Annotated in this window: 13 protein-coding genes; 11 read left to right on the top strand and 2 right to left on the bottom strand. The window is 61.6% G+C overall.

Annotation, left to right across the window (positions count from 1 at the left end):
* Nucleotides 1-12 precede the first annotated feature (12 nt).
* Entirely contained in the window at nucleotides 13-1,506 is a 1,494-nt protein-coding gene (locus DBR44_RS16115) for an aldehyde dehydrogenase (RefSeq protein WP_124645036.1), read from the bottom strand.
* A 233-nt stretch (nucleotides 1,507-1,739) separates the two neighbouring features.
* Between DBR44_RS16115 and DBR44_RS16110 the strand changes: the two genes are divergently transcribed.
* The 3 genes from DBR44_RS16110 (at nucleotide 1,740) to DBR44_RS19530 (ending at nucleotide 3,493) form a co-directional block, all read left to right on the top strand.
* The gene (locus DBR44_RS16110; RefSeq protein WP_124645035.1) at nucleotides 1,740-2,540 is read left to right on the top strand and encodes a helix-turn-helix transcriptional regulator; all 801 of its coding nucleotides are present in this window, start codon (nucleotides 1,740-1,742) and stop codon (nucleotides 2,538-2,540) included.
* 348 nt (nucleotides 2,541-2,888) lie between these two features.
* On the top strand, nucleotides 2,889-3,329 hold the full coding sequence (locus DBR44_RS16105; protein ID WP_342773795.1) for a translesion error-prone DNA polymerase V autoproteolytic subunit: 441 nt from the start codon (nucleotides 2,889-2,891) through the stop codon (nucleotides 3,327-3,329).
* 11 nt (nucleotides 3,330-3,340) lie between these two features.
* On the top strand, nucleotides 3,341-3,493 hold the full coding sequence (locus tag DBR44_RS19530; protein ID WP_158604626.1) for a hypothetical protein: 153 nt from the start codon (nucleotides 3,341-3,343) through the stop codon (nucleotides 3,491-3,493).
* Between the two features lie 576 nt (nucleotides 3,494-4,069).
* Here DBR44_RS19530 and DBR44_RS16100 read toward each other — a convergent pair.
* Nucleotides 4,070-5,017: a tRNA-dihydrouridine synthase gene (locus DBR44_RS16100; protein ID WP_124645033.1), complete on the bottom strand. Its 948-nt coding sequence runs from the start codon at nucleotides 5,015-5,017 to the stop codon at nucleotides 4,070-4,072.
* A 60-nt stretch (nucleotides 5,018-5,077) separates the two neighbouring features.
* Between DBR44_RS16100 and DBR44_RS16095 the strand changes: the two genes are divergently transcribed.
* The 8 genes from DBR44_RS16095 (at nucleotide 5,078) to recN (ending at nucleotide 12,966) form a co-directional block, all read left to right on the top strand.
* A complete protein-coding gene (locus DBR44_RS16095) occupies nucleotides 5,078-5,533 on the top strand; it encodes an N-acetyltransferase (RefSeq protein WP_124645032.1) in 456 nt (151 codons plus the stop codon).
* 53 nt (nucleotides 5,534-5,586) lie between these two features.
* The gene (locus tag DBR44_RS16090) at nucleotides 5,587-5,802 is read left to right on the top strand and encodes a DUF1653 domain-containing protein (RefSeq protein ID WP_103523958.1); all 216 of its coding nucleotides are present in this window, start codon (nucleotides 5,587-5,589) and stop codon (nucleotides 5,800-5,802) included.
* Nucleotides 5,803-5,813: 11 nt separating this feature from the next.
* Nucleotides 5,814-6,716: a histone deacetylase gene (locus DBR44_RS16085; protein WP_124645031.1), complete on the top strand. Its 903-nt coding sequence runs from the start codon at nucleotides 5,814-5,816 to the stop codon at nucleotides 6,714-6,716.
* 55 nt (nucleotides 6,717-6,771) lie between these two features.
* Nucleotides 6,772-7,305: a peptide-methionine (S)-S-oxide reductase MsrA gene (gene msrA, locus DBR44_RS16080; protein ID WP_124645030.1), complete on the top strand. Its 534-nt coding sequence runs from the start codon at nucleotides 6,772-6,774 to the stop codon at nucleotides 7,303-7,305.
* A gap of 153 nt (nucleotides 7,306-7,458) precedes the next feature.
* Entirely contained in the window at nucleotides 7,459-9,732 is a 2,274-nt protein-coding gene (locus DBR44_RS16075) for an ATP-binding protein (protein WP_124645029.1), read from the top strand.
* Entirely contained in the window at nucleotides 9,729-10,397 is a 669-nt protein-coding gene (locus DBR44_RS16070) for a response regulator transcription factor (protein WP_124645028.1), read from the top strand. Before DBR44_RS16075 ends, DBR44_RS16070 begins: the two co-directional genes overlap by 4 nt.
* A 10-nt stretch (nucleotides 10,398-10,407) precedes the next feature.
* Nucleotides 10,408-11,283 carry an NAD kinase gene (locus DBR44_RS16065; RefSeq protein ID WP_124645027.1) on the top strand — a complete coding sequence of 292 codons (876 nt, stop codon included), beginning with the start codon at nucleotides 10,408-10,410 and terminating at the stop codon, nucleotides 11,281-11,283.
* 12 nt (nucleotides 11,284-11,295) lie between these two features.
* A complete protein-coding gene (recN, locus tag DBR44_RS16060; RefSeq protein WP_124645026.1) occupies nucleotides 11,296-12,966 on the top strand; it encodes a DNA repair protein RecN in 1,671 nt (556 codons plus the stop codon).
* Nucleotides 12,967-13,011: the final 45 nt, after the last annotated feature.

Genomic DNA, 13,011 nt, shown 5'->3' with positions numbered 1-13,011 from the left:
GGGTGCACCGGCTTACAGGCTGATCCAGGTAGTCTTGAGCTGGCTGAACTTGTCCAGCGCATGCAAGGACAGGTCGCGGCCAAAGCCGGACTGCTTGCAGCCGCCAAACGGTACGCCGGGGTCGAGGGCATCCACGGTATTCACCGACACCGTGCCCGCGCGCAGGGCACGCGCCACGCGATGGGCGCGGCGCAGCTGGTCGGTCCATACCGCTGCGGCCAGGCCATAGATGCTGTCATTGGCCATGGCAATGGCCTCGGCTTCGCTGTCGAAACGCAGCACCGACAGCACCGGGCCAAAGATTTCCTCACGGGCAATGCGCATGTCCGGGGTGACGCCGGTGAACAGCGTGGGTTGCAGATAGCAATCGCTATTGCCTATGTGCAGCCGTTCGCCGCCAGAGAGCAGGCTGGCACCTTGTTGCAGGCCGCTGGCAATGAAGCCCTGCACTCGCGCGGTATGGCCGGCATCCACCAGCGTCCCCTGCCGCGTTGCCGGGTCCAGCGGATTGCCCGGCTGGAAGGCGGCCATTTCAGTCAGCAGTTTTTCGACAAAACAGTCGTGGATGCTGGATTCCACCAGCAGGCGCGAACTGGCCGAGCACACCTGGCCCTGATTGAAATAGATGCCAAAGGCCGCCTTGCGCGCTGCCGCGTCCAGGTCGGCACAATCGGCAAACACCAGATTCGGGCTTTTACCACCGCACTCCAGCCACACCATCTTCATATTGGAAGCGGCGGAATAAGCCAGAAAGCGCTTGCCGATTTCGGTACTGCCGGTAAACGACAGGCAATCGATATCCGGGTGCAGGCCCATGGCCTGGCCGGCCTCTTCGCCATAGCCGGGCAGCACATTCAGCACACCATCGGGCAGGCCGGCCTCACTGGCCAGTTGTGCCAGCCGGATGGCCGACAGCGGCGACTGCTCGGCCGGCTTGAGCAGCACACTATTGCCGGCAGCCAGTGCTGGGGCCACTTTCCACGCCGCCATGTCCAGCGGGAAATTCCACGGAATCACCGCCGCCACCACGCCCACCGGCTCACGCGTGACCAGCGCCAGCGCATCCGGCCCGGTGGGGGCAACTTCGTCATACAACTTGTCGCAGGCTTCGGCATACCAGTCGAACAAGCCTGCCGTGGCTGGCACATCGATATTCAGGGCGTCCGAGATGGGCTTGCCCATGTCCAGGCAATCCAGCAGGGCCAGATCATCGGCATTGTCGCGCAACAGTTGTGCCAGCCTTTGCAACACCACCTTGCGCTCACGCGGATGACAGCGCGACCAGCTACCTGCGTCGAAACTGCGCCGGGCCGCAACCACCGCAGCATCAACATCCGCCCGGTCGCAGCGTGCCACCATGGCCAGCGTCTGGCCGGTATGCGGACAAACGCTGGCAAACTGGCGGCCGTCTGCCGCATCTTGCAGCCGGCCATTGATATAAGCCTGGGCGGCAGGCCGCAAGGTGGCGGCACTTGCCGTCCAGAAAGCCGTATCTCGTGCATGCATCGTGCTACTCTCCTGTCGGGATGCAAGGCCTGCGCCGGGAACTGGCCGATGGCCGTTGGCAGGCTTGCTACTCATTGCCGGCCAGTCTAGGCAGGGGCCTGCCCAAGCAACATAGCCTTGATGGGTTAGCTGGCTAACCCCCGCGGGGTAGCGAGACACAAGCTGTCTTGCGGCATCATGTCAGGCAATCTGGACAATCCAGGCAGATGGACGGCATCAACAAAGGAATGAACATGCAGCTTGCAGTGGCAGACCTGGCCTTTCACCAGAGGCTGGGCCGATTGATGGAAAAACTGGGCGAACCCGGTTTCTGGCCGGCGCTGGCGCGGCTGCTGGCCGATGTCATCACCTTCGATACCTGGGTGGTACTGCTGTTTCAGCCGGAACAAGCACCGCACATCCTGGCCGATCACGCCGCCAATCTGGCCGCCGCCGACCTGTTTGCTGATTACCGCGCCCAGCTCTACCGCATCGACCCCTTCTACGCGTTCAGCCAGCAGCAGCCGGCCAGCGGCCTGTACCGGCTGGATGATGTGGCACCCGACTCATTCCGTGACACCGAGTATTTCCGTCAGTACTTCAGCCGCAATGTCGGGGCCGACGAGCTGCAATTCCTGCTGCCCATACCCGGCCAGGGCGTGTTGTCCTTGTCGCTGGGCAGCCGTCGGCGCTTTACCAATGCCGAAATCGGCGCCTGCCAGCTGTTCAGCCCCTGGCTCTTGCCGCTGATGGGCAAGGCCATCCGGCTGGATGCCTATCTGGCCGAGCAGCTGCGTCACAACCCGGCCGAACGCCAGATGCGGCTGGAAGATGCGCTGCGGCAGCGCGGTGAACCTCACCTCACCGAGCGCGAAGTGCAAGTCGCCCTGCTGGTGCTGGCCGGCCACTCCACCAAGGCGGTGGCACGCGAACTGGGCATCTCGCTGGATACCGCCAAAGTGCACCGGCGCAATCTCTACGCCAAGCTGGGCGTCAGCAATCAGGCTGGCCTGTTTCTGCTGTTTTCCGCCCCCAGCGCTGCCGCAGCCGATTGATGCCAGCAAGGGCATCACCCTGGTCTGCCTTGTCCACCAGCACTGACGAAAAGCATTGCCATTCAATGGTTTTCGCTGTTGCAGCAGAGTGACATGCGACAGGAATGACACAGTAAGCCACGGCAAAACAAGACATTTTCCCAATGCAGGTTGCCAAGCAATTTGAATTTGTACACAATCAATATTACAGCAACAGCAAAGGAAGCCGGCATGGCCCAAGGTGGTAAACGCGATGGCGCAGGGCGCAAATCCGCATTTGGTGGCGACAAGACCGTGGCCATGCGGGTGCCGGAACCACTGCGCCCCCTGCTGGAAGGCTGGCTGGCCGAATACCGCCAGCTGCGCTCGGTGAAAACGGCAGACACGCAGGATATCCGCACCCTGTCCGACACCCTCAGCCAGCTGTCCCTGCCGCTGTTTGCCAGCCGGGTACCGGCCGGTTCGCCAGTGGCAGCAGATGACTTGAAGGAAGCCGACATTGACCTGAACGCCCATCTGGTCAGCCACCCGGCCAGCACCTTCATGGTGACGGTCAAGGGTGACTCCATGATCAACGCTGGCATCCACGATGGCGACCTGCTGATTGTCGACCGCTCCTTGCAGGCCCGCAGCGGCAAGGTGGTGGTAGCGGTCATCAATGGTGAACTGACAGTAAAGCGGCTGGAAAAAACGGCGAGCGGGCTGTTTCTGATGCCGGAAAACCCGGCCTACGCGCCGATTGAGGTGTCGGAAGAAGCGGCGCTGTTTATCTGGGGTGTGGTGACCAATGTCATCCATCCGGTCTCGTAAAGGAGAGCAAGATGCAAATGCAAATCGATGAAAGCCTGATCAAAATGAAGTTCATGGACTGGCGCCGCCTGCCGCGCGCCTTTCGCGAAGTGCGCGCCGGCCAGCCGCAAGTGCTGGTGTCCCGTACCGGTCGCAGCTACTTTGTTCCGGTGCAGTTTGTCTGAAGCCACAACGCACAACGCCACAAGACCGGCGCCCTGCCGGTCTTGTGGTAAACAACCCCACCTAGCAGAAGCGCAGGGCAAGCGTAGCCATCAATCCGGCTAAACACAGCAGCTGACAACTGACCGCTACCGCGGCTCAGTCCAAGCATGCCAGCCATGCGCTATCTGGATACACCGCCATCCCCACCGCTATCGCACCCACACACCAGCTCCCCCCCCCACCAGCCAAGCCATAGCGCTTGGCATGCCTTTGTTTATCGCATTCGCCAATAACCTATCCGGCCGGGCCAAGCATGCATAGAGTGCGGTGAGGTGTAGCTGAAATGAGAGCCAGATCAAGGCTGCTGCTCAAGTTAGCAAGCAGCACACCATGACAGCCTTAGCTGCAAGACATGGGGATGAAATGTGAACAGCCATAAAAAAGCCCTCCCACAAGGGGAGGGTCTAACAGGGTATCGGGGAAGTGTAACGACCGGAAGCTGAGGGCATCCGGTCTATACAGCGCCTGGATCCATACCAAGAACCAAGCACGGAATCATCCTATCGCTTTGCCCATGGCATTGACTATGGGTGAATTTACTTAGCAGACATATCACGCATGATCTTGAGAATATTCTCAGCCGAAGTCTCACGCCGGATCACTTCAAAAAAGCCGGCCGCCTCTGGATAGGTTTTCTTCAACTGCCCCAGCCACTGTTTCAACCGGGCGGGCGGATAACGCGACTCACCCGCTTCCGTCACGCATTGCTGGTAGAAGTCGAGCAGCCACTCCATCAACAGACTCCAGGCCATGGGCGTGGCCGACTGGTCGGTGGCAATTCGCCGTGCCAGATCAGGTGCCGCAATCAAGCCACGGCCTATCATCACTCGCTGACAGCCGCTCTGCGCACGAATGGCATGGTAGTCGGCCACGGTCCATACCTCACCATTGGCGATCACCGGTATGGTGACGTGCTCACGGATACGGGCAATCCAGTCCCAGTGCGCTGGTGGCTTATAGCCCTCCAGCTTGGTCCTGGCATGCACCACCAGCTCTGCCGCTCCGGCACTGGCCAGTGCCTGAGCGCACTCCAGCGCCAGGCTCTTGTCTTCGTAGCCCAGACGCATTTTCGCCGTCACCGGAATCGCATCCGGCACGGCCGCCCGTACCTGGCTGACAATGCGGTATAGCAGCTCCGGCTCGGTCAGCAACACCGCGCCACCGCGATGGCGGTTTACTGTCGGAGCCGGACAGCCGAAGTTCAGATCGACACCTGGCGCGCCAAGACTAGCCACCTTGGCAGCATTTTCCGCCAGGCACACCGGGTCGGAGCCCAGCAGCTGCACCCGCACCGTGGTCCCGGCCCGCGTCTTGCCGCCATGCAGCAATTCGGGAGCCAACCGATGAAAAGTACGCGTTGGCAGCAAGACATTGGTGACCCGGACAAACTCGGTTACGCACAAGTCGATACCGCCCAGACGGGTCAGTACATCCCGCATGATGGGGTCGACCAGACCCTCCATCGGCGCCAGCATCAGATTCATGGCTTAACCTGCTGAAAAAAGGGCGCTATTGTAACGGAATCACCGCACCGGAGCGAATGCATGACCTTGAAGATCACCCCCCTGGCACCACACCAGGCCGCCAGCTGCCTGCCGCTGTTTCAGGCCTATCTGGCCTTTTATCATGTAGAGCAGGCCGCCGCCGACTGCCTGGCCTTTCTCGAAGCCCGGCTGAGCCATCACGAGGCGCGGCTGTGGCTGGCCGAGGATGCCGGTGTCCCGGTGGGATTTGCCTTGATGTACCCGGGATTCAATTCGCTGACGCTCAAGCCCAGCTGGCTGCTGCACGACCTCTATGTCGCTCCCGAATACCGTGGCAGCGGTGTCAGCAAGCAATTGCTGCAAGTATGTCAGGCACACGTTCTGGGGCTGGGCGGCGGCGACATCATGCTGCAAACCGCCCATGACAACAACAAGGCGCAAAGGCTGTATGAACGCAATGGTTTCGCGCTCGACACGGACTTCCGGGTTTACTACTGGGACGGCAAGGGGAGTTGACCGGGTGGCCGCACCCGGCCATGCTGGCGCGTTTTGACGGCAAGGAGCACGCAATGGACATCCCTCGCGGCATCTATCGCCACTATCGTGGCAATCTGTACGAGGTGTTGGGCCTGGGCCTGCACTCGGAAACACATGAACCGATGGTGGCTTATCGCGCCCTGTATGGCGAGTATCAACTGTGGACACGTCCGGCCGGCATGTTTCTGGAAACCGTGATCCACGAGGGCGAAAGCCGGCCGCGCTTTGCCCCGGTCAAGCTGTTCTAGACGACCGGCCCATGCACATTTACCGCACCGACCAGTTTCCCCTGCCCTTGCCCGCCGGTCACCGCTTCCCGGCACAAAAGTACCCGATGCTGACCGAGGCCGTGGCCGGTTTCGCCGCCGACTGTCTGGATACGGCGGCGGCAGCCACACCATGGGAGCTGCAGCAGGCGCACAGCCCCGACTATGTCGCCCAGGTACTGGATGGCAGCCTGCCGGCGCGTGCCTGGCGTGAAATCGGCCTGCCGTGGTCGCCGCAGCTGGTGGAACGCTCCTGTCGCTCGGTGGGTGCCACCATCGCTGCCGCCCGTTCGGCCTTGCTGCATGGTTGCGGCATCAGCCTGGCTGGCGGCACCCATCATGCCTACCATGACAAGGGCAGCGGATTCTGCGTATTCAACGACGTTGCCGTCACTGCCAAGCTGTTGCTGCAAGAAGGGCTGGTGCGGCGCATTCTGGTGGTCGATCTGGATGTCCATCAGGGCAATGGCACGGCTGCCATCTTTCGCGATGACCCCCGGGTATTCACCTTTTCCATGCACGGGGAAAAGAATTTTCCCTTTCGCAAGGAAGCCAGTTCGCTCGACATCGACCTGCCCGACGCCACCGGCGACGATGTCTACCTCAAGCTGTTGCAACAGCATCTGCCGGCACTGCTGCAACAACATCAACCCGAGCTGGTGTTTTATCTGGCCGGCGCAGACAGCTATGCTGGCGACCGGCTGGGCAAACTGGCGCTCAGCATGGCCGGACTGCAACAGCGCGACCGGCTGGTACTGCAACAGGTGGCCAGCCATGGCGCGGCACTGGCCATCACCATGGCCGGCGGTTACGCCAGCAATATCGCCGACACGGTAAGCATCCAGCGCAATACCGTGCAGCTAGCCTGGCAGTACCACAACAGCCACACACTGTAAGCACAGCCCCACAACGCCGACCAACCATGACCACCCACTACCGCAGGAGAAAATCATGAGCAAAGCCACCTTGGCCGCCGGCTGTTTCTGGTGCACTGAGAGTATTTTTCAAGCCTTGCAAGGCGTGCGACAGGTACAGTCCGGCTATATTGGCGGCCACAGCAGCAATCAGGACTACCGTAGTGTCTGCAGCGGCCAGACCGGCCACGCCGAGGCGGTACAGATCGATTTTGACGAGCAGGTCATCAGCTTCAGCCAGTTGCTGCAGGTGTTCTTCGCCACGCATGACCCCACCACACTCAATCGCCAGGGGCATGATGTCGGCAGCCAGTACCGCTCGGCCATCTTCTGTCACGATGCCGAACAGCAGCGTATTGCCAGCGACTACATTGCCGCCCTGGATCAGCAACAGATCTTCCCTGCGCCCATCGTCACCACGCTGGAAACTGCCAGCCACTTTTATCCGGCCGAAGACTACCACCAGCGCTATTTCGAACTGCACGGTCACGAAGCCTATTGCCAGGCGGTCATCCTGCCCAAGCAAATGAAAATGCGCCGGCAGTTTGCCCAATGGCTGAAAAGCAGCTGAAGCAGGCCATGACCGGCAGCAAACCCACGACAGGCAGCCCGGCCGCCACACGCTGCCACAGCGGGTCGGGCCGCTATCAAATTAGCGTTACGCAGCCCTTGCTGCTACAGTCGACAGCTGCATTGCCATGACTGGCCAATACACCACAACATCATGCCAGCCCAGCCCATTTCCTCCTCACAACCAGCCAGCCCGCTACACAAACACCTGAAGCTGCTACAGGAAACCAGCCACCACCACAAATGGCTGCTGGCCGGCTTGTATGTGCTGCTTTGCGCCCTGCTGGGCCTGCTGCTGGTTCACGAAGCCATGCAGCGCCAGCAACAGGCACTGGATGGCCTGACCAGCCAATTGCAGGCCGACATCAACGCGCACATGCAACTGGCACTGGCCACACTGGACCACGCCAGCACCCTGCTGCCACAACAAGCAGCTGACCCGACGCCAGGCCTGCGCGATTTCGCCGGCCTCGCCACCGCCCGCCAGCCTTTTATCGACTATCTGGGCTGGCAGCCGCGCATCCGCGCCGAGCAGCGCGCCAGCTTCGAACAACAGCAAAGCCAGCTGCGCGGCCAAGCCTTTGCCATCCGCGACTACTGGCTCACCCGCGACACAGCAGGCAAGGACACCGGCAACTATGTGCCGGCACCGCCACGCCATGACTACCTGCCGCTGCTGATGCAAGAACCTTCGCCGCCGGCAGCGCTGCGTGCCATGCAAGGGCTCGACCTGCTGCACGATCCGACACTGGGCCCGGCATTGCAGCAGGCAGTCAGCCAGGGCTCGGTGCAGTTCAGCCCGCCCTACCGCATCGGCCAGCACTGGCATCTGCTGTTGCTGCAAGCACGCTACAGTGCCAGCCCGCCCTCGCCCAACCCGCTGGTGCGTAGCGAGCAATTGCAAGGCGTGTTGCTGATGAGCCTGCAACTGGATGGCTTGCTGGCTACATCGACCGCGCAATACCGCGGCTTGCAACTCACGCTACTGGCACCCGACGGCAGCTCTAGCCCCTTGCTGGCCAGCGGCCCGGCCGTTAACGACAACAGTCTGCTGCCAATACAAAGCGCCCAGCTGCAAGCAGCCCTGCCCAGTGAAGGCTATCGCCTGCAGCTTGATCAGGCACTGACATGGCAACAGCTGTCCGCCCCCTTGCTGGCCGTGGGCCTGGCCGCCAATACCCTGCTGTGCTACCTGCTCTGGCTGTTGGCTGCCCAGCAGCAGCGCCAGCGCAATATCCGCCGCCGCGCCATGGATCACCTGCACCGCGAGCGCGAACACGCTAGCGTGACCCTGCAAGCCATTGCCGATGCGGTGGTCACCTTCGATACCGCCTTTCGCATTCAATACCTCAATCCATCGGCAGGCATGCTGCTGGGACCGGGGCATCACAGCGTCATCGGCCAGAATGTGCGTCAGCTACTACGCCTCGGTCATGAGTTTGCCCGGCCCGGTAGCACCGATCCCTTCACCCAGGCCCTGCAGATTCGTGACAGCGTCTACCTGCCGGACAGCAGCTACCTGACCCGCAGCTCGGGCGAAAAACTGCTGGTGGAAGGCTGCGTGTCACCGGTATTCGACCAGCAAGGCCGGCTGCTCGGTGCCGTACTCACCCTGCGCGACACTGCCCCGCGCCGCCAGCACATGCTGGCCGCACTGGAAGCCAGCGAGCGCCGTCTGCGCCAGCACGAACAAGAGCTGGCCCGCGTGGCGCGCATCAACACCATGGGCGAAATGGCCTCTGGCATCGCCCATGAAATCAACCAGCCGCTGTCGGCCATTGTCAGCTACTGCCAGGCCAGCCTCAGCCTGCTGGAGGAAGAAGACCCTGATCTGCCGCTGGTCTGCCGGGCCATGCAGAACGCAGCCAAGCAGGCGCAGCGCGCCGGCCAGGTCATCCAGCGCCTGCGCGAATTCGTCAGCAAGCGCAATCAGCACCAGAGCCTGCTGGACCCGAACCAGACTGTCAGCAATACCCTCGCCTTGCTGGAATACGAGCTGCAAAGCCACGATATTCATCTGGAACAGTATTTTTCCGACAAGCTCTCTGCCGTTTATGCTGATAACATTCAGCTGGAGCAGGTGATTCTGAACATCTTGCGCAATGCCATCGACGCCATGGAAAGCGTCCATCCCTGGGGCCGGCTCATCATCAGCACCGAGCAGGATGCGACGCGAGTGCGTATCATGATCGCCGATAACGGCCCCGGCATTGCCGCAGCCGTGCAAGACCAGATATTCGACCCCTTTTTCAGCACCAAGCCCAACGGAATGGGACTGGGACTGGCCATCTGCCAGACGGCCATCGACAATATGGGAGGCCAGATCCTGGCCAGCAACCGCCCATCAGGCGGCGCGCAATTCGTGATCGACCTCCCCGCACTTACCACATTGACAGCACAGCCTGTAGCAGGAGAACAAGTTTCATGAAGTACATGATGCCAACCGTTTTCATCGTGGATGACGATCCGGCCGTGCGCGACTCGCTGGCCTTGCTGATCATGGCCCAGGGCATGCGCACGGTGACTTTCGCCAATGCCATGGAGTTTCTGGAAAACTATAGCGAAGGCGAAATCGGCTGCATGGTGCTGGACATCCGCATGCCGCAGATTACCGGCCTGGCCCTGCAGGAAAAACTGGTGGAACGCGGCATCACCATTCCCATCGTATTCATTACCGGCCATGGCGACATCGAACAGTGCCGCCGCGCCTTCCAGTCCGGTGCCATCGATTTCCTGACCAAGCCCATCGACCAGAACCGCCTGATCGACAGCCTGCGCAAGGGCATTCGTATGAGCATTCACCAGCAGCAGCAGGAAGAAGAAACCCAGGAAGTCATGCAATTGCTGGACCGCATCAGCGGCCGCGAGCGCGAGGTACTGGAACTGGTAGCCGACGGCATGTCCAGCAAGGAAATCGCCCGCCAGCTCGACCTGTCGCCGCGCACCATCGAGGTACACCGCGCCAATCTGTTCAGCAAGCTGGGGGTAGATTCGCTGGCCGACCTGATCCGCTTCTACCTCAAGGCGCTCGAAGCCACCGGCAAAAAACGCAGCGACGAGTCTTTTTTGAACGAAACGACCGCAAGGCAGTAGAATCGCCCACATGGAACGACTGTTCAAACATGTCTGCCTGGTGGCACGACATAGCAAACCTCAAGTGGTGGAGTCGCTGCGCACGCTGGCCGACCACCTGGCCGCAGCCGGCATCACCGTGTTCGTCGACAAGGAAAGCGCCACGCCAGCCGAAGCGGGCCCGCACCTGCTGATCGAACGCAGCGACATGGGCAAGCTGGCCGATCTGGTCATCGTACTGGGTGGCGATGGCACCATGCTGTCCATCGCCCGCGTGCTGGCCCCCTACCGCGTACCGCTGGTAGGCATCAACCAGGGCCGGCTGGGCTTCATGACCGACATCCCGCGTCATGAAATGCTGGAAGCCATCGATGCCATCCTTGCCGGCAACTTCATCCCGGAAAACCGCATCCTGCTGCAGGCCTCGCTCATCCGTGAAGATGCCGAAGTGGCCAATGCCCTGGCTTTCAACGACATCGTGTTCAGTCGTGGCGCCGTGGGCTCAATGATCGAATTCGAAGTCTTCATCGACAACCAGTTCGTCTACAGCCAGCGCTCGGACGGGCTTATTGTCGCCACGCCCACCGGCTCCACCGCCTATTCACTGGCTGCCGGCGGCCCCATCCTGCACCCCACGCTGCAGGCCATTGCCCTGGTGCCGATCTGCCCGCAATCGCTGAACAACCGCCCCATCGCCGTCAACGACTCCTGCGAAGTGGAATTCATGCTGACCCGCGGACTGGATGCGCGCGTTCACTTCGATGGCCAGTCGCATTGCGATCTGATGGAAATGGACCGCGTGCTGATCCGCCGCTACCGCAACCCGCTGCGCATCCTGCATCCGGTGGGTTACAACTACTACGACATGCTGCGCCACAAGCTTCACTGGGGCGAGCGACTGCTCTGACACGCACACACCATGCTGCTATCCCTACTGGTCAAAGATTTCGTCATCGTTGACAGCATCGCGCTGGACTTTGCCCCCGGCTTCACCGTACTCACCGGCGAAACCGGTGCCGGCAAGTCCATCCTGCTGGATGCCCTCGGCCTCTTGCTGGGCGACCGCGCCGAAGGCTCGCTGGTGCGCGAAGGTGCCGAAAAGGCAGAAATCAGTGCTGAATTCGACAGCCGGCAACGGCCGGAGATCAAGGCCTGGCTGCAAGAAAACGCCCTGTCCGGCGACGACGACATCGTGCTCATCCGCCGCGTGCTGGACAAATCCGGCCGCTCGCGCAGCTTTATCAACGGCCAGCCGGCGACACTCTCCCAGCTCAAGCAGCTGGGAGAGTTTCTGGTCGACATCCACGGCCAGCATGCGCACCAGTCGCTGGTGAAGAGCGAGGCCCAGCGCGAACTGCTGGACGCCTATGCCGGCAGCACCTCGCTGGCCCGCGAAGTCCACCACGCCTGGCAGGAATGGCAAGCCGCCCGCAAGGCACGCAGCGATGCCGACAAGCTGTCACGCGAATCCGAAGTGGAACGCGAACGGCTCAACTGGCAGATCAACGAACTGACCGAGCTTGGCCTGCAACAGGACGAATGGGCCAGCCTCAACCAGAGCCACTCGCGCCTGGCCAATGCCGCCGAGCTGGTGCAAAGCGCCCAGTACGCCGTCGATACCCTGTCCGAGATGGAGGGCAACTGCCTGTCCGTGCTCACCCAGGTACAGACCCGCCTGAGCAAACTGGCCAACCTCGACCCGCGCCTGGCCGACACCCTGTCGCTGCTGGATTCGGTCGATGCCGAACTGCGCGAAGTGGTCTACAGCCTGCGCGATTACGCCAGCGACATCGACGAAGACCCGGGCCAGCTGCAACAAGTGGAAAGCCGCATCGACAGCCTGATGAGCATGGCACGCAAATACCGCGTGCAGCCGCAGGAACTGCCACTCAAGCTGGAAGACTGGCAAACCCAGCTGGCCGCACTGGAAGCCTCCACAGACAGCGAAGCCCTGGCACTGGCCGAAACCGCCAGCCTGTCCCGCTACCGCACCCTGGCCGAAGCCCTGTCCGGCAAACGCCGCCAGGCCGCCAGTGAACTGTCCGCCCGCATCGGCAAGGAAATGCAGCAGCTGGCCATGAGCAGCGCCCGCTTTGCCATCGAACTGGCTGCCCTGGCCGAACCCGGCGCGCATGGACTGGAATCCATCGAATACCTGGTGGCCGCCAATGCTGGCACCAGCCTGCGCCCCTTGGCCAAGGTCGCCTCCGGTGGTGAACTGTCACGCATCAGCCTGGCCATGCAAGTCGTCATCAGCCAGGTGGCCAGCGTGCCAACGCTGATTTTCGACGAAGTGGACGTCGGCATTGGCGGACGCGTGGCAGAAGTGATCGGCCACATGCTCAAGCAGCTGGGCCAGCGCTATCAGGTGCTATGCATCACCCACCTGCCCCAGGTAGCCTCCTGCGGCGAGCAGCACTGGCAAGTCAGCAAGCGCGAAGATAAAAAACGCGTGGTCAGCCGCATCACCCCGCTGGAGCACGAACAACGCGTACTGGAAATCGCCCGCATGCTGGGCGGGGCCGAACTCACCCAAACCACCCGCCAGCACGCCGCAGAAATGCTGGAAATGAACCGCGCAACCCCCTAGCCAAACTGGCTGACTACGGTTATGATTGCGTCCTCTTTGCCAACG

This window comes from Aquitalea sp. FJL05, assembly GCF_003852595.1.
Lineage (GTDB): Bacteria > Pseudomonadota > Gammaproteobacteria > Burkholderiales > Chromobacteriaceae > Aquitalea > Aquitalea aquatilis.
This window is presented reverse-complemented; position numbering and strand designations above follow the sequence as displayed.

Bases quoted from the DNA above. Each gene is read 5' to 3' on its own strand.
- DBR44_RS16095 (WP_124645032.1), top strand. From the start codon at position 5,078: ATGACCTTGAAGATCACCCCCCTGGCACCACACCAGGCCGCCAGCTGC.
- DBR44_RS16065 (WP_124645027.1), top strand. From the start codon at position 10,408: ATGGAACGACTGTTCAAACATGTCTGCCTGGTGGCACGACATAGCAAA.
- DBR44_RS16110 (WP_124645035.1), top strand. From the start codon at position 1,740: ATGCAGCTTGCAGTGGCAGACCTGGCCTTTCACCAGAGGCTGGGCCGA.
- DBR44_RS16075 (WP_124645029.1), top strand. From the start codon at position 7,459: ATGCCAGCCCAGCCCATTTCCTCCTCACAACCAGCCAGCCCGCTACAC.
- DBR44_RS16090 (WP_103523958.1), top strand. From the start codon at position 5,587: ATGGACATCCCTCGCGGCATCTATCGCCACTATCGTGGCAATCTGTAC.
- DBR44_RS16085 (WP_124645031.1), top strand. From the start codon at position 5,814: ATGCACATTTACCGCACCGACCAGTTTCCCCTGCCCTTGCCCGCCGGT.
- DBR44_RS16115 (WP_124645036.1), bottom strand. From the start codon at position 1,506: ATGCATGCACGAGATACGGCTTTCTGGACGGCAAGTGCCGCCACCTTG.
- msrA (WP_124645030.1), top strand. From the start codon at position 6,772: ATGAGCAAAGCCACCTTGGCCGCCGGCTGTTTCTGGTGCACTGAGAGT.
- DBR44_RS16100 (WP_124645033.1), bottom strand. From the start codon at position 5,017: ATGAATCTGATGCTGGCGCCGATGGAGGGTCTGGTCGACCCCATCATG.
- recN (WP_124645026.1), top strand. From the start codon at position 11,296: ATGCTGCTATCCCTACTGGTCAAAGATTTCGTCATCGTTGACAGCATC.
- DBR44_RS19530 (WP_158604626.1), top strand. From the start codon at position 3,341: ATGCAAATGCAAATCGATGAAAGCCTGATCAAAATGAAGTTCATGGAC.
- DBR44_RS16070 (WP_124645028.1), top strand. From the start codon at position 9,729: ATGAAGTACATGATGCCAACCGTTTTCATCGTGGATGACGATCCGGCC.